This window comes from Bradyrhizobium agreste, assembly GCF_016031625.1.
GTDB lineage: Bacteria > Pseudomonadota > Alphaproteobacteria > Rhizobiales > Xanthobacteraceae > Bradyrhizobium > Bradyrhizobium agreste.
The window spans coordinates 1-19879 of the sequence record NZ_JACCHP010000001.1 but is presented as its reverse complement, the minus strand read 5'-3'; the positions used below and the strand labels follow the sequence as shown (position 1 = coordinate 19879).

The 19879-nt window shown below is 58.1% G+C and carries 10 protein-coding genes and 6 pseudogenes; 5 read left to right on the top strand and 11 right to left on the bottom strand.

All coding sequences use genetic code 11. The features are described from left to right. Positions 1 to 3022 precede the first annotated feature (3022 nt). Complete coding sequence (locus tag HZZ13_RS00060; protein WP_197957689.1) at positions 3023 to 3505, bottom strand: MarR family winged helix-turn-helix transcriptional regulator; 483 nt, start codon at positions 3503 to 3505, stop codon at positions 3023 to 3025. Between the two features lie 469 nt (positions 3506 to 3974). Between HZZ13_RS00060 and HZZ13_RS00055 the strand changes: the two genes are divergently transcribed. Then, positions 3975 to 5507 carry a porin gene (locus HZZ13_RS00055; protein WP_197957688.1) on the top strand — a complete coding sequence of 511 codons (1533 nt, stop codon included), beginning with the start codon at positions 3975 to 3977 and terminating at the stop codon, positions 5505 to 5507. A 1080-nt stretch (positions 5508 to 6587) separates the two neighbouring features. Continuing rightward, positions 6588 to 7712, top strand: a pseudogene (locus HZZ13_RS00050) (IS256 family transposase); the annotation flags it as partial. A gap of 420 nt (positions 7713 to 8132) precedes the next feature. Here HZZ13_RS00050 and HZZ13_RS00045 read toward each other — a convergent pair. Next, positions 8133 to 9749, bottom strand: a complete 1617-nt coding sequence (locus HZZ13_RS00045; protein WP_197957687.1) for an acyltransferase family protein — start codon at positions 9747 to 9749, stop codon at positions 8133 to 8135. Positions 9750 to 10831: 1082 nt separating this feature from the next. Further along, positions 10832 to 11083, bottom strand: a pseudogene (locus HZZ13_RS00040) (transposase domain-containing protein); the annotation flags it as partial. Between the two features lie 232 nt (positions 11084 to 11315). On the opposite strand from HZZ13_RS00040, the pseudogene HZZ13_RS00035 reads away from it, so the two are divergent. Continuing rightward, positions 11316 to 12501: pseudogene (locus tag HZZ13_RS00035) on the top strand (IS110 family RNA-guided transposase). Here HZZ13_RS00035 and HZZ13_RS36435 read toward each other — a convergent pair. The 7 genes and pseudogenes from HZZ13_RS36435 to HZZ13_RS36415 all read right to left on the bottom strand — a co-directional run bounded on the left by HZZ13_RS36435 (position 12444) and on the right by HZZ13_RS36415 (position 16123). Further along, a complete protein-coding gene (locus HZZ13_RS36435; protein WP_311972587.1) occupies positions 12444 to 12851 on the bottom strand; it encodes an IS66 family transposase in 408 nt (135 codons plus the stop codon). The pseudogene HZZ13_RS00035 and the gene HZZ13_RS36435 sit on opposite strands and share 58 nt — an antisense overlap. Positions 12852 to 12967: 116 nt before the next feature. Next, positions 12968 to 13234 (bottom strand): annotated as a pseudogene (locus HZZ13_RS37750) (IS66 family transposase); the annotation flags it as partial. Beyond that, positions 13197 to 13847 carry an IS66 family transposase zinc-finger binding domain-containing protein gene (locus HZZ13_RS36430; RefSeq protein ID WP_311972567.1) on the bottom strand — a complete coding sequence of 217 codons (651 nt, stop codon included), beginning with the start codon at positions 13845 to 13847 and terminating at the stop codon, positions 13197 to 13199. The pseudogene HZZ13_RS37750 and the gene HZZ13_RS36430, both read right to left, overlap by 38 nt. Before the next feature lie 55 nt (positions 13848 to 13902). Next, entirely contained in the window at positions 13903 to 14250 is a 348-nt protein-coding gene (gene tnpB / locus HZZ13_RS00025) for an IS66 family insertion sequence element accessory protein TnpB (RefSeq protein ID WP_197957686.1), read from the bottom strand. 456 nt (positions 14251 to 14706) lie between these two features. Next, the gene (locus HZZ13_RS36425) at positions 14707 to 14979 is read right to left on the bottom strand and encodes a hypothetical protein (RefSeq protein ID WP_246504207.1); all 273 of its coding nucleotides are present in this window, start codon (positions 14977 to 14979) and stop codon (positions 14707 to 14709) included. Positions 14980 to 15026: 47 nt separating this feature from the next. Next, on the bottom strand, positions 15027 to 15188 hold the full coding sequence (locus HZZ13_RS36420; RefSeq protein WP_246504206.1) for a hypothetical protein: 162 nt from the start codon (positions 15186 to 15188) through the stop codon (positions 15027 to 15029). Between the two features lie 8 nt (positions 15189 to 15196). Next, positions 15197 to 16123 carry an IS4/Tn5 family transposase DNA-binding protein gene (locus HZZ13_RS36415; protein WP_311972566.1) on the bottom strand — a complete coding sequence of 309 codons (927 nt, stop codon included), beginning with the start codon at positions 16121 to 16123 and terminating at the stop codon, positions 15197 to 15199. Positions 16124 to 17330: 1207 nt separating this feature from the next. On the opposite strand from HZZ13_RS36415, the gene HZZ13_RS00015 reads away from it, so the two are divergent. Beyond that, the gene (locus HZZ13_RS00015) at positions 17331 to 18671 is read left to right on the top strand and encodes an LLM class flavin-dependent oxidoreductase (protein WP_197957685.1); all 1341 of its coding nucleotides are present in this window, start codon (positions 17331 to 17333) and stop codon (positions 18669 to 18671) included. Between the two features lie 217 nt (positions 18672 to 18888). Continuing rightward, positions 18889 to 19345, top strand: a pseudogene (locus HZZ13_RS00010) (transposase); the annotation flags it as partial. Between the two features lie 285 nt (positions 19346 to 19630). Here HZZ13_RS00010 and HZZ13_RS00005 read toward each other — a convergent pair. Next, positions 19631 to 19879: pseudogene (locus tag HZZ13_RS00005) on the bottom strand (IS110 family transposase); the annotation flags it as partial.

Below are 19879 nucleotides of genomic sequence, written 5' to 3'. Positions count from 1 at the left end.
ATCGTCGGCTGGCCCGCAAACACTAAACGGGGCGATGAGAGTCTGGGCCACGCGAAGCTTGCCTGATTTGGGCACGTAGCAGCAAGGTGTCTTTTTTTGTTCTGCAGGATAGCCCCGCTTATATTTGGCTTCTGTCATTGGGAGTTTCGAGTGCTCATGAAGCAGCCAGAGTCGGACGAAGCGGGGTCGCAACCAAAATGGCTCACCTGCGACCAGGAGGTCATATGCGTCGCCAAATTCGTAGCTTCAAAAGATAGAGACGCACTCATAGGTTTATCGAAAGGCAGGATCGATGGAAGGCGCATCCTTCCCTGGCTTTGACACTTGGACTTGCGGCGCATTGGCGTCATGTATCGGCATGTCGAAAAACTGCGTACTAGCTGCTCGGGCGCAGTATTGCAGATCGACTTCCCCAAAAATCAGAGGAACTCGCTCTTTGTGATCACTAGTATTTCCTGGAAAAGATGGAGAAAAATCGACTGGCCGGAGCGGCAGCTCAATCAATCTCCGCACCATCAACTCTGACAGAGAGGCTTAATTTTAAGCGGGTGCAGAGCTGCACTCAAGGGGGGCGAATTGAAAGAGTGCGCTGCTTGGCCTTATATGAAAGGCAATGTTACAACACCGCGCGACGCTGCGGCCCCTCTAGACAATTATGATCGCATTTTTACGCCTGACGGACCGAAGGCTTGGTCTACCTCGTGCGCGAACATCGCACATGCGCATTCCACTACCCCCGATCTGCGCGTTGACGCAGGCGCGCTCGATGTGACGGCCGAGGATCGGCTCAATCCACTAACCGCCTTTGAAGTTTCCAGGCGCCCCGGTCGCGATGGACACGTCGATTACGTTTCAACGGAAATTGAGGTAGATCTTCAGAGGCTTGCAAAAGTCGGGCTGAATGTCGAGCGCGTACAGATTGCTCGTGGAGATCAGGCCAACCTTCAAGTCTACTACTTGCCGTGCGCGCCGGGACTACGCTCTCCCGCAGTTATTTGCATTAGTAACGAAGGAGAAACAGCAACGGCGTTCCTTGGAAGAATTTGGCCCTTTGTGACTACTCGAGGCCTATCGGTCCTCGTTGTCTCTCACGACGACGTCTCGAGTCACTCGCGTGGTCAATCAGAGGTTTCGTTGTCTTGCTGTTTGGATTACTTGTCAGGCCGAGCAGATGTTGATCCCGCTCGGGTTGGAATCCTTGGTGATGGTTTGTCGGCTGTTATCGCAACCGATTTCGCAGTATCTGATAGCCGAATTGCTGCGGCCGTTTGCGATGGCGGCCTATGGAATTGGGCGCGGACTTTGGCCTCTGTGCGCTGGATGAGCAGTACTGGGATAGACCTCGTAGACGAGGGCGTGGAGTCGGTTCGTCGCTCGCGATTAGCGCGACAGTTGAGATGCCCAGCTCTCGTGGTCGTTGGCGGATCTGGGCCCGTCAGCGCTTCAGAGGCAATCAAGCTACAAGCGGACTGCAGAACGGCGCGCATTGATCTCGAATTGATCATGCAGACGGCCCGCCGGTCTTGCTCAAAGGGAATCGAGCATTTAGTGAGTTCTGACGATTGCGTGTTTGCCTGGCTAGATCGAAAGCTTACAAATGGTGCGGACGCGAAACCATTGTCTCTCGGCAGGCGCGGGACCGCGCAGGGTTAGCAGGCTTTGAAGAGGTGCTCGCCGCCGACCAGCGATCGTGATTGATTGGCTCCGACGGCGTTCGAAGAGTGGGGCGAGTGCGGCGTGGTCATCGCTGCGAGCGATCTGGACGATTGAACGAGGCGCTGCCGGCACTAGAGCTCGCGATTGCCGCACCCTATTCGCCGGTTGGGCGGCGGCCACCCGAGAACCTGCCCCGGCGGATGCCGTTGCAAGCGTTTATTTGCGCCGCTCGGAGGGGTTTTGATGGCACAGCTGGAGTGGCCCCTGCTGTTCCGCTGGTTCGTCGAAATTGGCGTCGGCGATGCAGCCTAGAACCATTCAGGGTCTCGAATCGCGACCGGTTGCCGGAAGGCGGCATTCCGGCCAACTTCCTGGCCGCGACTAGCGCAGACCAAGGCGAGGAAGCTGCTTTCAGAATCACTGCTCGGTCGATGACAGACTTTGCGAGGCCTCGCCCGAAGAGGAGCGTCAAAGAAAAGAATGGCCTGGCGAGTCGAAGGTGCAAAGCGGCGGAGGCAATGTCGAAGCGGATTCCACGGCCGGGAAGCACTCGAACGGCACCTATGCTTCAGCCACCGGTCCGGATGCCAGGCTGTACCGCAAGGCTAGGGCAATGAGACGAAGCTGCACTTCATGGGGCATGGGTTGGTGGAGAATGGCCGCGGCCTGCTGGCCGATCCCTGCGCCACGCCGGCTGGTAGCCGCGGTGTACATGATGAACCGCGCGCGGATTGGCCGACAGCGATGACGCTTGGCGCCGGCAAGCCTATGGCCCGGAAGACGAAACTAGCTGCGCTCGATGAACGTGACGCCGGATTCGCTTCCGTCGCCGTGAGCTCCGGATGGGCCCCTGCCGCCGCCTAATTGGTGCGGCCGCCCAAGCTGATCACGGAAGTTAGGCTAATGGCCAATTTGCCAAGGCCAATGCTGGCGGTCAACGCAGCGAAATGGAGACCTGGAACGGCGGCTTCCTCGATCTCGCCGACTAGGCGCATCTCTCACCTTCTTCAGGGCAAATCCGACGGTGAAATGGTGAAAGTGCCTTCGGTGAGCTGAATATCTTCCTCATGTCCAGTACGGCGCACGGCGCCGGTTCAGCCGTCGTGGAGTTCTCATAGGAAGGGTGCGATGAGATGACCGCTAGCGGACGTGGATGCGCTACGATCGGCACCTCGTCGGTCACTTCCACATACACAAAGCGAGGATTCAGCCTCGTTTGAAACGAGGCTGAGTTTCTTCAACTGCCAGTCACCAGAGTCACGTGCGTGAAGCAATTTTCGGCTGCCCGTTGTCATCGCAACGGTCGCATTGGCCTTGCAACTCACGACATGCGCGAGCGTGTGGAGAGACTCGGCGGTGTGCGGGGCTACAGTACGCCGATACTGAGTTTTTGAGAGGCCAATTGGCTGTTTTTGGCGATGGCGGCCAATCGCTTGTTGAGGTAGTCGAGGGACGTCTCGTCTAGGCCGGTGAACATTGTCGAGTTCAGAGCTTCTCGCATCTTCGACAGGTTTGTGATTTCCGACAGCGCCTTCTGAGTCAGCGAGATCTGCAGAAACCTTGCATCATCGGGGGATGTCATCCGAGACAGAAAACCTGCTTCTTCAAGTTTTTTGGTTTGGTTCGTCACGAAAGCGGGGTGAATTCGGAGCTTATTGGCGACCGCTATCCCGGGGACACCTCGACCTTGGTCCAGCTCGTCGATAGCCATCAGGATCAACCATTGGGGTTCGGTGATTCCCATCATCCCAGCCCAGCCCTTATTTATTTCCTCGAGCTGTGAATGGATTTCGACAATGTTCCAGATGAAATCCTTAACGGCCCTATCTAGCTGATCGTTTTCGCCCATTTTGGTCTTTCACCACCATGTTGATGCCCGCGGCAGGCGCACAACTGATCATTAGCCCGCAATGCGGGGGGTCGTCTCGTGGCGGATTGCCGAGACATACCAGTCATACCTTAAATTAATTGACATATTCAATTTATTTCGGCTATGTAGGGCGCAGACCGAAGGACGCGCACGTCGACGGTCATGTTAGATCTCCAAATGGAGCCCTCGGGATGCCCCCTGAGGGCTCTTTTTTTGTTTCTTTAGATGTTCTTTCCATGCAAACCGGCGATTGTTGCTGAATCGCAACTATCGCGCTCAATAGAAGGATACATGAAATTAATTAATTGAAGCAATTGTTGGAGCGAACTATACGGGACTGGACGGAGAGGGGGCGCCTCGAAGTCGTTCCGTCAGCACCGCCCAATGGGGGCGCGGCTCGTCGCGGCGGATCTGGACGGAAGCGATATTTCAACTTGGAGGTCTATCCATGAAGCTGACGAAGAGTCTCATCCTCGGTTCTGCGGCTATGCTCGCGGGTACCGGAGCGCAAGCTGCCGATCTGCCTGTGAAGGCAAAGGCGATCGAGTATGTGAAGATCTGCTCCTTGTATGGCGCGGGGTTCTACTACATTCCCGGAACTGACACGTGCATCAAGCTCGGCGGTTATTTGCGTGCTGACACCGTGTTCAACACGCACTCCGACTTTGATGCCCCGAACAACGATTTGGGTGGAGCGCGAAACCGCCTCAGCAACTATTACAACACCTTGGCCCGTCAAGACTTGCAAATCGATACGCGTACGGCGACCGAATACGGCGTCGTTCGAAGCTTCTCTGAAATTGTGTTCAGCTGGAGATCCGGTGGATACAATGGTGCGGGCACATCTGTCGGGAATGGTTCGACGGCCTATAACGCGGCGCCGGCAGGAACGAATGGGGCTGGTTCGGTCGCGGGCGGCTCTCTTGGCCTCTATTACGCCTTCATCCAGTTCGCTGGGTTTACCTTCGGTAAAGCGGAATCGCAATTCAGGACACCTTGGGCTGAATACCCGGGCAACAACTTTGAGCTGCCAGGCAGCGGCGGCTGGGATCCAGTCAATCAGATCACGTATACAGCGGACTTCGGCCAAGGCATTACGGCTTCGTTCTCGGCCCAAGATCAAACGGTTCACGATACGACCAGCATTCGGAACGTGAGCGGCGCGACTGCAATAGGCCTGGCGACCGGGGCGTACGGCGCAAACGATATCGGTGGCACGCGAGCTCCGGACCTTATCGCGAGGGTTCGGCTTGACCAAGCTTGGGGCCTGTTCCAAGCTTCGGTTGCCGCGCATGATAATCACGCTGCCTACTACGGCGTTGATGAAACGACTGGCCATCCGGACGACAAGTGGGGCTGGGCCGCTCAGCTCGCGGTATCGATCAAGAACCTTCCGACCGGCCCCGGTGACTCGATCAATTTGACGGGCGTATATACGAACGGTGCGAGCCGCTACAATTTCCACGACTATATGTCCAGCACGTTTGCGATGTATGGCGGGACTGGGCTAGGGGGGGCTTACCAGAGCGTTGGCATTGCTGGCGCCTCTGACTCCGTGTTCGTAACGGGGAAAGGCCAAGAGCTGACGACAACCTACGGCTTCAATGCTGGCTATAACCACAATTGGAATCCGAACTGGAGCTCCTCCGTTTACGGAGGTTGGGCTGCTGTCAGGTACAACGGGACAGCCAAGGGTTATGTTTGCGGTGCGTTCGTCACAACCCTCGCGTTGTCAACCGGCCTCGCGGGCTGCAATCCAGACTTCAACTATGCGGCCGTAGGTACGAAAACAACTTGGACTCCGGTCAAGAATCTAGCCTTCACGGCTGAGCTCACGTACATGATGCTCGATCAGAAGTACGCCGGCGGGAGCACAGTGACGCTTCCGTTGCAGTCAAATATCGCAAAGCCTGGCGCTGTGTACGAGCTGAAGGACCAGAACAGCCTCGTGCTGTTTCTGCGGGCTCAGCGCAACTTCTAAGCATCGAATTATCAACGGAAGGAGTAAACAGGCGACTCTATAGCCTAACGTCTAACCTCCAAGAGGGCCTCCGGCATGCCCGCCGGGGGCCTTTCGATGGGGTCTGCGTCTCTCATCAAGCATGAACTAGCTTGATGATCGCTGGAGCAAGACGGACCCATACCCCTGGATCAGTAACTTCTGCAGTGAGGAAGGGTTGATACGCTCATACGATTCAGTTTCTCGCTAAAGAACTGTATCGTGCTCCTCCCAGCGCTGGAGTCACCAACGATCCCTCATGTGCTCATGCCATCTCGTGGATTCGGTTTGTGGACACGGCGAGTGCGGTAATTTGGCTAAGTCTCAGTTCTGTGCGTCAAGTTCAGCAAAATTGATCATGGGGTCCGGCCGAGCCATCCCCTCGGAGCCGCCGTCGCTCGCCTCATCCAAAAGCGCAGCGGGCGAGCGACGGCGGCGGAGAGGGGTGGCGTGCATCCCCTTTCGAAAGCGCCCGCTTGCGCGCCGAGCTCGACCGCTTCATGGCGAACATCCGCGCGGCATAATGCGATTCTAGAAGAGGCACGAAGCTCTTTTGCTGCTTCCGCTGAAAGCGGCTTCATCTTCGAGGCTCCCACCTCAAAGCAAAAATGCCTGAGGTGGCTGGCTGGGAGCGAAGATCTCCCGGCCGAAGCGAAGCGCGGCGCTTGCTCTCTCGCAACTGCTTTTGCGGCCGAGCGCCGAGCCGATGCACGGTTATCTGTGAGGCGGATTAAAACGACTGTAGATTGTCGAGCAGTGGCTATAACGTAGACCTCTGGACATCGCGGCTACCAGCCCGCGGGCATGCCGATAACTGCGTATCGAAGAGGCGAACACACTATCTGCAGTGAATAGTATTTTTAACTGACTCAACGGTAATCCTTGACAATGCGACAAGTTGCTCAGGTCCTGTTCCCAGTGATTTTGTAGCTCGGTAGAGCAAAGCCGTCCGCACGCGCGCCCTCAACTGGCGCCGTAGCGGGCGGACGGCTTTGCGCTGGTCACCGGCGATTCGCCGGTAGGGTCGGGTTGCTGACACCAACCTGATTCGAGGAACCACCGATGACCGACGAGATGATGAACCTGCCGACGCTCGGGGAGAAGACCCCTGATGCGGATCTGCTGCGCGAGATGATCGGCTTTGCACCCAGCGCCTGATGGAGCTGGAAGTCGAAGGCCAGACCGGAGCCTATGGCGAGAAGAGCCCCGAGCGCCTGGCTCAGCGCAAGACGGCTACCGCGACCGCATTTGGGAGACCCGCGCCGGCGCGGTCGAACTGCGCATCCCCAAGCTGCGCAAGGGCTCCTACTTCCCCGGCTTCCTGAAGCCCCGTCGCATGGCTGAGAAGGCGCTTACCGCGGTGGTACAGGAAGCCTACGTGCAGGGCGTCTCGACCCGCTCGGTCGACGATCTCGTGCAGGCCACGGGCATGAGCGGCATCTCCAAGAGCCAGGTGAGCCGGCTCTGCGCCGAGATCGAGGATAAGGTGAAGGCGTTCCTCGCCCGTCCGATCGAGGGCGACTGGCCGTATTTGTGGATCGACGCCATGAAGGTGCGCCAGCAGGGCCGCATCGTCTCGGTCGCGGCGATTGTCGCGGTCGGCGTCAACAGTGACGGCCGGCGCGAAGTTCTCGGCATGGATATTGGCCCGTCCGGAGCCGAGAAGTTCTGGACCGCGTTCCTGCGCAAGCTTGCGCGCCGCGGCCTGCGCGGCGTCAAGCTGGTCGTGTCTGATGCCCATGAGGGTATCAAGGCCACCGTCGCCAAGGTGCTCAACGCCTCGTGGCAGCGTTGCCGCGTCCACTTCATGCGCAACGCGCTCGCGCATGCCGGCAAGAGCGGCCCGCGCGTCGTCTCCGCCTTCATCGCCACCGCGTTTGCCCAGGACGATGCCGAGGCCGCAAAGACCCAATGGCGAAAGGTCGCCGACTCTCCCCAAGCTCGCTGGCTTCCTCGACGAGGCCGAGACCGATGTGCTCGCCTACATGACCTTCCCGCCCCAGCATCGGACCAAGCTGCACTCGACCAACCCGATCGACCGAGATCAAGCGCCGCCCCGAGGTGGTCGGCATCTTCCCCAATGAGGACGCCATCTTTCGCCTCGTCGGTGCGATCCTGCTCGAGCAGAATGATGAACGGGCCGTCCAGCGCGCCCGCTACATGACGCTGGAAACCATCGCGCCGTTGAGGCGTCAGCTTCTTCCCGGCAATCGCCAGCTGACCTGTCCGGCCCTCGCCGGCGAACGCGGTGTCCCACCGCCAGTTACACCACGTCTAGGGACACGATCGCGCAATAAGCAGCGAATGCGTCGAGGGCACAGCCAACTCCTGCCCATTGGCTCCTTTTCTGCAGCACAGTTCGTCGATTTTTGGGCGCGAGGTATCTTTCTTTGTGTCGGCGGTTCCGGAGTTCGAGGAAGCGCCTTCCCAGGATGCGAATTTAGCCCCATACTGGCAGGCCTCTCCTTCAGGTCATGGAGCAGGGGTTTCGCCTCCTCACGTGCTGTGCTTAGGCGTAACCAAAAGTTGCTTTTCCGGCGAATATCTGGCCTCACCATCCGCCGCTACGAAGGCCTACGCTGCTCGCGAGCGCTGAAGACGCCCAGTTTAGTGGTCGCAGGAGAGTTGCACCGTCGAGCCGAAGCCGGAGTCAGCTCGAAACGAGGTAGAGCGGATCGTCCGATCGCCCTTGCAGATCCAGGCTGCCATGAAGTCCTTCGCACAGCCCGGAGCAGGATCACCGATCTGCTCCGTCCTTACTGTGAATGTACACTCGTACTTGCCACTACAAGCTGCGGCAAGCGCACGCGTCGCGTTGCCGTGTACTGAAATCCAACGGCAATTACCGCCATAGGTGGCAGCGACAACTGAAAGGCCTTGTTGCGTGAGGTGGTCGCCGGTCACAGCTTGGACCGCATATATGACGGCCGCGAGGATGAGAGTTACAAAGCCTGCACAGCCCAGTCGAATCACGCGCCTGCGATGCTCTGCTGACGACCTTTGAAGGCATCCACGTATTAGCCTTCTTGCGGGCGCCTCAAAAATGAAGTGCAGCAAAACAGCGAGGCAAGTGGCTACGGCGAACGCCAACGCGAGCGCACCGAGGTGTCCAAGTAGTTCGCTACTGGTTTGCCAGCGTACCAGCGGAAAACGCTGGTAGATGACAGAGTGTACAAGATAGAGACCAAAGCTCGCTTCTCCCAGGAAGACAAGCCATCTAGCCGACAACAATCGCCCTGCAGTGCTGAGGGGCTGGGCGGTCGCGACAAGGATCAGTGCGACCGGCGCCGCAAGTGCAATATTGTAGCGTACTATATCGAAGAAGCTCATTTCTAAGCCAAGTGGCGGTTCATGGGCGGAAAACCAAAAAACCCAGGCTACCGCGACGACACCAATCCCTGCGAGGGTATCAAGTAGGACTCGAGATGGCCTGAAATTCTGAGCCAACCACAGTTCATGAAGTTTCGCCAAAGAGCAGCCCAGAAAAAATTCCCATACCCTGCAAAAGGGATCGAAGTAGACGATCCAAACTAAGAGACTGGTTCGGAAATTTGGCAGGGACGTTTCCGTGCCATAAGCATGAGTTGCAAAGAGATTGATGCGGCTCTGAAGGATCCACACCGTTAAGTCGATTCCCAATTCGATCGTAACTGCTCCGATCGCGCACAGGATCGAGCCACTGACGGTTCTGATTCGCGAAAGGAATGGACAAACGATCGGAAAAGCGAGGTAAAAGAACCATTCGGCACTGACTGACCAACTGACACGGCCGACCGACTCAAACTGATAGATCGGTGGGGCACCAGCCACGTTAGCGAAGAACCAACTTTGAACCATCCCGAGTTCAAATGGGACAATGTGCCAGGAAAATCCCCCTGCCGCCTGCTCCGGCGTTCCGAGAAGCCAGTGCCAAACCATCGGGCCCGTCAGCAATTCAACAAGGAAAAGAACCACAAAAAGTGGATAGATACGCCCCACGCGCGCCACAAGGAATTCCGGGATTGCTTTACGAGGGCAGCGAGCAATCGCGGCACCGTAGTTGTATTGAATAACGAAACCGCTCAGCGTGAAGAAGAGGGACATTCCGAACAAGGCAAGCGTCACAATATTGAGATCGAGCGTCAGGCGGTTACCCGCGAAAAACCACACGCCGCCGTGAGATATTGCCACGCTTGCTGCCGCGATAAATCGGATTCCAGTCAACGCAGGGATCTGTTTCGCCATCGATGTTCTCGCCAGTCGCGATAGTGGTGCCAATCCCGGGAGCAGATGGAACGAAGGCAGCCTAGCCCTCGGCAGACTCAATCACTCCCCCATCCGAGAGTAGCAGAGAGACAAACAGAGGCGACATCGCGCGGCCTTGACGTATCCGGTGGTGATCCGCCTAAGTCCTCCAGTTGGTTGAATGCGCCCTTGATCCGCCCCGCATCTTATAAGAAGCTTATTGAGGCTGAACCGCTGCTTTCTAGTAGGGACGGTTGGAGTGGCCGGGGTCGGTTCCGTGCTCACCGCAACCCGCGCAAGTAGTCATGATGGGCGGCCCGTTTGGTGAACGGCAGCGATGCATAATTGAGCGACAACAGATCCAGACCGCGAGGCCGGCGAGCGCGTGGGCGTCAGCCTGGAAAATCGACTCGTTGTGCCCCTGCGTGGATTGCGATGTGAATGGTGAAGCGGGCTGCGATGATACTGAGCGGAAAGGAGCGTACGTTGTTGTAGCTATCGACGGTGACGTCACTAGAGCGAGTCGCTGAACTAACCAACAAGCGGCGCAGGCACTGCGGCATTATGTCTTTGATTGCAACGTGGCGTATTGTCATGACTTTTTGAAGCGCTCCAATTGTCACGGAGCCGCCGGAGCGGACGAGATTTATTGTAAATTCATAAGATCCGCGGCATAGGATGGTCTAATACTTACCGATGTGACACTCAAATGATGTCCAAGCCTTGCTTGATGAAGAAAAAACCATACGACGCGACTCTACCATTCAACATCCGCGTTGTGGTGTTAAGCCTCGCCGGTAGTTAGGCAAGGCGGCTGGAGCATCGACCAAGCAGCGTTGAGTCGTGCACCGCCTGTGAATCTCATGCATTGTAGTGCTTCGTCCATCGCAGCGGGCACAAGCAAGATATAGCCCGCCTCCGATGCTATGAGACAGCGATCTGCGTGTTATCGCGCGATGCACTGCGCTAATTGCCTGAACGACCGAACAGTCTGCTCGTTTCAGCCCGGCGAAGTGCGTTGAAGCGTACGCGTCTGGTGACGGCCCCTGGTTAGGCCATTTTGAACGCATGGCTGACCGCGCTTATGCGGCCTGAGCGACGTTCTGAGGTTGCCAGTTCCAGGGCATGAGTTCGTGGATGCGCTTGGCGGGATGATCTGGTAGGCGCGCCAGCACGTCGGCGACCCAAGCCTGCGGGTCGATGTCATTGAGCTTGGCGGTGGCGATGAGGCTGTAGATGGCAGCTGCGCGCCGTCCTCCCTCATCGGACCCGGCGAAGGTCCAATTTTTTCGCCCCAAGGCGACCGCCCGTAGCTCACGCTCAGCAGCATTGTTAAAGGGCATGATGCTGTCGACACCTCGTTTCCGGGTTAGCTTACCAAGGCCGGGATAGGGGCGTCTGGAGCATGAAACGGTGGCAGGCCGTCCTGTCCATGAGCTGCGAGCTCGCGTTGTTACTTGGCCGCCCCCTACGACTTGCCCGGCTGCGCTGTGAGCGCGGATCCGTAGATGTCGTGCAAGCCACTGGCTCCGAAACAAAGGAGAACCAAGCATGAGAATCGTCGGCATGGACATCCACCGATCCTTCCCAGGTCGCTATTCTGGAGGACGGTTTGATAACCCGACAACTCCGCGTAGATCTTGTCCACGATAGACTTGTCGCGTTCGCCAAAACGCTCAGCCGAGAGGATGAAGTGGTCATCGAGGTGACGGGCAACAGCGCGGCGGTCGAACGTCTTCTGCGCCCGCATGTTAGGCGCGTCGCAGTCGCCAACCCGAGGCTTGTTCGAGCGATCGCCTATGCGCGAATCAAAACGGATAAGATCGATGCTGAAACCCTGGCAAAGTTGCATGCTGCCGGTTTTTTGCCTGAGGTCTGGGTTGCCGACGAGAATACCTACGGCCGCCGGCGCCAGATGGCGGAGCGCGCTAGCGTCTTGGCGCAGATCGTCAGAATTAAGGGACGCATGAAGGCAATCCTACATGCCAATCTCATACCGCCCTACAAAGGCCACCTCTTCGGCAAGTCCGGGCAACGTTGGCTCGAGAGTCTGCCGCTTCCACCGGAAGAATATGCGATGCTCCAGCGTCTGATCGCGGAACTCGAACGCGTGACAAAACAGCTGTTGGAGATCGACAAAGTCGTGGCGCAAGAGGCTCTGGATGATCCACGGTCCCTCAAGCTGATGACGATTCCCGGCGTGAGTTCGGTCGTTGCTTCGACTGTGCTGGCTTCGATCGGCGACATCGCACGCTTCCCGTCACCGGATAAGCTGAGCAGCTACTTCGGTTTGACCCCTCGGATTCGACAATCGGGAGAGCGCCCGGCAAGACATGGTCGCATCTCGAAACAGGGTAATAGTGACGCCCGCAAGATGCTGGTTGAAGCGGCCTGGTCAGCCAAGACGGCGCCAGGGCCGCTGCGGGCCTTCTTCAACCGCATTCAGAGGAAGCATGGGCCTGGCGTCGCGGCCGTCGCAACGGCGCGTAAGCTCGCAGTGATGATCTGGCACATCCTGACGACCGGGAAAGATTATGCTTACGCGCGCCCAGCGTTTACAGCGATGAAACTCCGGAAGGTGGCACTCAAGGCTGGAGCGCCCCGTGCCTATCGCAAGGCTGGCCCGGGTCGGGACTACTGGATCAAGGAACTCCGCGAGCGGGAAGCTGGCTACGTCGCACGTGTCGAGCAGGCCTACGAGCGGATGGTGGCGGCCTGGAAGGAGAAGCCAAAAAAAGTTGTCATGAACTGACGGGAGAGCTTCTCAACACCATCCGTCGACATGCAAAGCCGTCCGTCATCAATGAAGCGGCTAAATGCATCCCAGCGGCTGAGGCAGTAATTGATCGCTTTGGTCGTGTCGTTGTTCCTGGAGAGCTTGGCGCGCTGCTCGCGCAACCACGCCTCCAGCTCGACGATCAGGGGGCGGCTACGCTCCTGGCGCACACGCAAACGCTCCTGCGCAGTAAGACCGTTGATCTCGCGCTCAATGGCGAACAGAACATCGACGCGCTTGACCGCCTCGGCCGCGATCGGCGCCTTGCTGAGCCGCGCGAGGTCAAAGAACTTGCGCCTGCCGTGCGCCCAGCACGCGGCCTCGATGATCGGGCCGCCCTTGCGATTGGCCTCGTAGAGCCTGCCAAAGCCGGCGTAGGCGCGGCATAGCCCGCCAGATGCTGCTCTGGATGCGCACCGCCACGGTCGGGCGAGTAGAAGAACACGGCCGCCGGCGGATCTGGGCCGGCAAACGGACGGTCGTCGCGCACATAGGTCCAGAGCCGGCCAGTCCTGGTCTTGCCCTTGGCCAGGACCGGCACCGTGGTGTCATCCGCGTGGATGCGCTCCGCCGCGAAGACGTGGCTTCGGATCGCATCGACCAGAAGCATCAGGGTTGCCGCGGAGGCACCTACCCAGTCCGCGAGCGTCGATACGTCGAGGTCGATGCCTTCACGCTGATAGACATCGCTCTGACGATGAAGCGGCAGGTGCAGGCCGTACTTGGCGAACAGGACATGGGCCAGCAGCTTGGACCCTGCACGCCCGCGCGATCGGATGCGAGGGGGCCGGCGGTTGAGTGATCGCTTCGCAGGCCCGGCAGACGAGCTTCTCGCGCACGTGCTGGATCACCTTCCACTGGCGCGGAACGAGCTCCAGCGTCTCGGTTACGTCCTCGCCAATCTTGCGCAATCGACTCTCGCCGCAGCATGGGCAGGTGGCCGGCACGGGATAGACAATGCGCTCCCGCGGCAAATGCTCCGACGGCGGCCGACGGGCTGGCTTGCGGCGCTCGAACGATGGCACCGCAATCTTCTCGGCTGCTATCTGCGCCGCGGTCTCGGCTTGCGCCGCGTTCTCCTCCAGGTCGGCGAGCTGTAGCTCGAGCTGGTCTAGCAATGCGCCTCGCTCGGAGGACTGTCCGAACTGCTCGTGCCGGAGCTTCTTGATCGTGAGCTTGAGCTTCTCGATCAGCAATGTTCCCGCCTGGGCTTCCGCTTCCGCGGCCAACCGGGCCGCTCGCTCGGCGCGCAGCATCGTCTGCAGCGTGATCACATCGTCGGGAAGAGAATCATCGGCGCTCATCGCCGACCAGAGAATCACAAGACGCGGTCTCTGTCCGAACCGCTGATGCTGTCACCGGTTCAAATCCCAGCGATCAGCCAGCCGCCTGCGGTCGCCAGGTCTGTTGCGGCATCCGCCAGTCGATGCCCTCCAGCAAGTAGCCAAGCTGGGCAGGGGTGATTGTCACCACGCCATCAGCCGACGACGGCCACAGAAAGCGGCCGCGCTCCAGCCGCTTGGCGTAGAGCGACATGCCCAGTCCATCGTGCCAAAGGATCTTGATCAGCTTGCCGCTCCTGCCACGGAACACATAGAGGTCGCCGCCGTGCGGGTCTTGCTTGAAGGCTTCCTGCACCAGCAAGCCCAGCGAGTTCATGCCGCGGCGCATATCGGTGTGGCCGGTCGCAATCCACACCCGCACGCCCGACGCAATCGGGATCACCGTAGGCGTCCATCTGCCAGTGCCGCCACGACGGCCTTCAGCGTCGCTGCGTCGACCGCGCCCGTGATCCGCATCCGAGCCCCGGCCGCAAACTCGATCTCGATCGACCCGCCGTCGTTGGCCGGAGCGACTGGACAGGACGTCGGTCCTGCTTCCGCGACCACTACCGCCGGTACGAAGCCAGGTTGATCGGCGGCATCCTTCGGCTCGAGCCGAAACGACCGTCGCCATCGCAGCAGCAATGAGCGCGAAACGCCGTACCGCCGCGCGCAGCGACCTGGCGCGGCGCCTGCAAGCTCTCCAGGACGATTTTGAGCTTCTCATCCTCGGACCAGCGCCGTCGCCGGCCCGTGTCCACCACCTCAAGCCGTTCGACTTGGGCACTGCGCCTATCACTGTCCATAAGGACAGTTCTCAACAATACGCCTCATTCGGCAAGGCGGCCCTCACCGGCTTTCAATTACCCACAAATTCTGCTCCGACCATGGCGCCCAGCGCGATGTCGGTGAGGCGTGATAGCCCGCGCCACATGACGGTATTACCGGGCGGCGGATCGCTGGCGCGGGCGAGATAACCGCCGAGCCGGGCGATCTTGATCAGAGAGTGCGAGAGCGTTTTCTGGCTTCCTTTTAGTTTGTCGTTGACGAGGCGATCGAGCACGCCGATTTCAGTCGCAGTCAACGCGAGGGTTGGCGGCGCGTCTGGGACGGAGCGGTTGAGCATCGTCATCCAGAAGACCCGCCAAGTCAGGATGCAAAACAGCGAGATCAGATTGGTCAGACGAGGATCTTGTGGAACACCTCGATCTTCCATCTCAAAGCATACCATTCGAGCTTCTCAATGGCGTCGGCGCGGGAACCAACAGGCAGGTCGGTGATCAGCTTCCAATCGATCTTCTTTCTGTTTTTCGGCGTCCCGCGCTCTTCGGCATGGATCACCGTCAGGGTCAGAGCGGGATAGCGCTTCTGCTTTCCAATCGGCGGCAGGACGCGAATCTTGCGATACCTGATCTCAAGAACGGCCTGGTCGGAATCGCCGTTGCTGTCTCTGACTTCGATGCGATGGAGCCCTTTGACGGCGCCTCGTCCATTTCGTCGGCGATCGTGTGATCCCCGTCTCCAGCCAAGCGGTCGACGCAGGTCCTGATCAGGAAATGAGTTCCGGTCTCCTGCGCTGCGCAGAAAAGCTCGTAGATGTCACTCTCGCGATCACCGATATGGATGCATCGTCCCGGATGATCCAAGAGTTGCGTAGAGTGCTTGAGATTTTCCAACCACCGGACGCTTTCCTTTTTCTCGATGGGAATCCGGGGCGGATTGATCTTCTTTTTAAGCGCTGCTGTCCCCTTGAATTTCTTCCGGGTCCAGAACTTGACGGCCGCCAACCCCAGCGGCACACCTTCGATTGTAACCGCGAGGCTCGAATGCATCAGGATGCCGCAAACCGTGTGCGATCTGAGGCGACCCGCCTTATCCCGTCCACTGTTTATGCTCTTCGTGATGCCGATCGCTTCTGACTTCTCGCGTTGATAGCTAAATTCGGTCGTGTCGTGCAGCACAAGAACGAGACCTTCAGTGGCGGCGGCACGATCACGTGTCGATTGGAAATGGCCGGCCAGAATGTCCGCTTCGCTGACCCGGTCATTAGAGAAGAAGCGGTAGGCTGCCTTGGTATTCGCCCAATCCTGGCAGACTAGCGGAATGCTTTGTCCCATGGCGCTTCCAATCTGCGTGAGCAGTTTGCGGAATCTGTCGCCGAGCCGCGCGTCCCTAAACTCGCATCCGCTACTCTCTCGATCAATCCAACATTCACCTTCCAAGGACCGCAAACAGCTTGTGCCGATCGATCCCTTAATGTCAGCCCCATAGAGCACCCCCTCGCGAATCAGGTGCTCAGCAAGGAATCACAAGTGATTCTTTCGATTCAAGATTTCGCCGATCAGCGGATCAGCCCGAGTAGTCAAAGTTATGGGTAATTGAAAGCCTCACCGGGCGGATACGTTGAAGCAACCGGCCGGATAGCTTTTTAGTTTTTGCTTGAAGGTAACCGCCTGACTTCGACAGTCTTCCATCAAATGGAAATGTTGATTTCGTAGATGCCATCAAGCGCCACGATCCATTTAAGCGCAACTATTTAGACTTTAGCCTCACGATGCACTCGGGACCACGAGGGTCTTGTGAGAACGCAAATTATGTACAAAAACGCGAGCTGCACATTTAGCCATTGAGCACCCTTGGCCAAAGAGTTCCTCTGCGGATAGAGTCCACGGGGTGTGTGGGCGCCTGATCGCCGCGAGAGCGCATGCACGTTTGCGGCTCCTTTTATTCTCCTCCAGCAATGAAACGAAGTGATTCGAGAGTGATCCAAGAGCCTGGGCCATCTCTCGCGATGCACGAGTACTCGTCTTAGGCAACTACCAGCATGAGTAATTGATCCGGAACGTCGAGCATGCCATTTCGGTTACAGATCACATCCCTCCTGCAACACACCTCTCCTGCAAGGAGTCCGAATGCAACATCGATCTCGCCAACGCCCTGATGAGTGCGCGCTTCGTTTCCTGTCGGTTTTCCGCGGGGTGAGGTCTGCTCTGGCGACAACATTTCGGTGCGTTGGAAGCACAAAATGAGCTCTGCAGGACGACCAACTACAAACGTGCCTTCGGCCGATACTGGCCTCGATCGACGACACGTGCTCACGGCGACCGTCAGACCAATGGGGCCTTTATCCGCCCTTCGCATGCATTGGAGCTTTGCCGGTGTTGCCGAGAGCAGGTGCTAGTCCAAAAGAACCGCTGTGGTTTTCGAAGCTGGTTGGCCATCAATGGAGGTTAGCCCGACCTACACCGCAAGCCCGATTTCGAAAAAGAATATGTTGTATGAGCGGTATCTTTTTCACTTTTGGGAATGCTTGATCGAAGCATCCTCCACTGGGTTCAGACTCTCGAGGCTCATCTTAGAGAAATCATATAGCAGCGACTTCGTTGTACCAGTACTAGTCCAGATATTTTACCCGATGAAATTGACCAGGCCCGCGATCATGCCACCGGGTCAAACCAAATACGTGCACAAAAGGAGCGCAACATGCCACGCAAGGGTGAAATGAAGCTCGGAGTATTCGTTAATCAAGCTGGATACAGCGAGGGTGCATGGCGTGATCCGAGCACGCCAGTGAATGGCAGCATTGAAGTAGACCACTATGCGCGAGTAGCAGCAGTTGCCGAAAGTGCGGCTTTTCACTTCCTATTTCTCGCTGATCACTTAGGCTCAGTGGAGCAAGGTCAAGCAAGTGTCGCTCGCGAGAGCGGAAATGCTGGGCTCGAGCCAATCACGCTGTTGGCGGCGCTTACAGCGAGAACGCAAAACATAGGGCTTGTCGCGACGGCGACCACGACGTACAACCAACCGTATCACCTTGCACGCATGTTCGCGTCGCTTGATCATCTCTCTCGCGGACGCGCGGCTTGGAATGTCGTCACTTCTGCGTCGAAGTTCGAAGCACCAAATTTTGGAGAAACGGAACTTCCGGATCACGACACTCGTTATGCCCGAGCGAGTGAGTTCGTAAAAGTTGTCACAGCGCTTTGGGACTCTTGGGAGGACGACGCTTTCATTCGTGACAAGCAGAGCGGCATTTTTGCCGACAGTACGAAGCTGCATGTGCCTAATCACCAGGGGAAATACTTCTCAGTCAGAGGCCCGTTGAATGTCGCCAGGCCTCCCCAAGGATATCCCGTGTTGGTTCAGGCTGGCGCATCCGCTGCCGGAACAAGGCTGGCTGCGGAACTCGCCGAGGTGGTGTTCACTGCGGCACCTGATGTGGAATACGGTAAGAAATACTACGACAGTATCAAAGAGAAGGCGCGCGCAGTGGGGCGGGAAGACAACCAAGTGCTCGTTATGCCAGGCATTATCCCGATCGTTGGCAGGACCAAGCAAGAAGCGTCTGACAAGCTGCAACGAATACAATCGTATGCGCACATCGACGTGCAAATTAGTTTGGCCGAGCGGATGCTGGACGTGGACCTAAGTTCAATAGATCTTGACTCGCTTGTTCCCGCGACTTTGCCGACGACGAATATATTCCAGAGTCGTCAAACTGTACTGCTTGAGCTCGCCGCACGCCACAAATTCACATGGAGACAGCTGATCCGATTCGTAGCGGATGGCCGTGGCCATCGGATCATTGTTGGGACGCCGGACGAAATCGCTGAGAACATGGTGGACACATTTAATCAATCTGCGGCGGACGGATTCAACGTAATGTCGGCGACCTTGCCTGGCGAATTCATGGAATTTGTTGAACTCGTCATTCCAGAATTGCGCCGGCGAGGCAAATACAGATCCGCATACGCCGGACAAACACTGAGAGAAAATCTTGGTCTTATGCGGCCTCTGAATCGGTTCACGCAAGCAAGCAGGTAAAAGAAGCCACTATAGGTCCAGGTCATTCAGGGGTTGTGCGTTTGGGTCGGCGCTGAAGTTTAGGGGGCGAAATCGAAAATCCGGCAATGTCATGGTTAGGCTTGTAGAACCTAGGCGGTGGTGTGCGGAAGGTTCTGCAAAAGCTGAGAGGCTGAAGCGGTCATGGTAAGTCCGGTGATTGCGAAGATCACCGCTCGTAGAGGAGCTTGGACCCGCCATGACCGTGACAAAGATTAGGACGGATGTCTCTGCAGTCAAAGAGTTGAGGTCGGACAAGGAGTTCCTGAAGCCGCTGATCCAGGGTGCGGTGCAGGACATTCTCGAGCCGAGATGACGGAGACGCTGGGTGCGGAGAAGGGGGAGCGCAGCGAGGGACGGCTTGGCTATCGCTCCGGCTACTATCCCCGCTCGCTGATCACCCGGGTAGGCAAGATCGAGCTGAAGGTGGCGCAGGACCGGCAGGGGCGGTTCTCGACCGAGCTGTTCGAGCGCTACCAGCGCTCGGAAAAGGCGCTGGTTGCGGCCCGGGCCGAGATGTACGTGCAAGGCGTCTCGACGCGGAAGGTCAAGCAGGTCACCGAGGAACTGGTGGGCATGCCTTCTCGGCGTCGGCGATCAGCACGATCAACAAGCGGCTGGATGGGTCGCTGAAAGCGTTCTGCGAGCGTGACCTTGCCCCCATATGTGGAACGGCCCGCGTGGCAAGAGCTTTTTCAGTCGATTTCACACATTGGGGCGGTGCGGTCATATGTCCGGCCTTTGCGCGCGGCACAATATGGCCGCTGGCCTCGATGAGATCCGCGGAACGAGGAGCTAAATCAAGTTTACGCGTTTGAGCGCATTGGGGGCAGTAGCTTCACTCGTTTCGGGATGTCGTCCGATGGGTTCATCGGCTGTTGTTGCACCTTGCCCTCTGCCGGCCTGCGCCGGTCAGATCGCTTTGGCGGTCACTGCGTCCATCAGACGGCGGCCGCGGCAGTCAGCGGGTCGGGACGTCGGTACGTCCCGCCCTTGTTCAGAAGCGCCCAGATGATCCGCGCCGTCTTGTTGGCCTGCGCGACCGCGGCAACCTTGAAGGGCCGTGTGGCGAGAAGCGCCTTCAGCCACGGCCGCGCCCGAGCGTCGTTTCGGACAACCCGCAAGACGGCCGTCGCCCCGACAACGAGCAGAGAGCGGAGTTCCGGATTTCCCATCTTCGATATTCGTCC

Excerpts from the sequence above, each read along its gene's own strand:
- HZZ13_RS00060 (WP_197957689.1), bottom strand. The coding sequence starts at position 3,505 with ATGGGCGAAAACGATCAGCTAGATAGGGCCGTTAAGGATTTCATCTGG.
- HZZ13_RS00055 (WP_197957688.1), top strand. The coding sequence starts at position 3,975 with ATGAAGCTGACGAAGAGTCTCATCCTCGGTTCTGCGGCTATGCTCGCG.
- HZZ13_RS00045 (WP_197957687.1), bottom strand. The coding sequence starts at position 9,749 with ATGGCGAAACAGATCCCTGCGTTGACTGGAATCCGATTTATCGCGGCA.
- HZZ13_RS36425 (WP_246504207.1), bottom strand. The coding sequence starts at position 14,979 with ATGACGATGCTCAACCGCTCCGTCCCAGACGCGCCGCCAACCCTCGCG.
- HZZ13_RS00015 (WP_197957685.1), top strand. The coding sequence starts at position 17,331 with ATGCCACGCAAGGGTGAAATGAAGCTCGGAGTATTCGTTAATCAAGCT.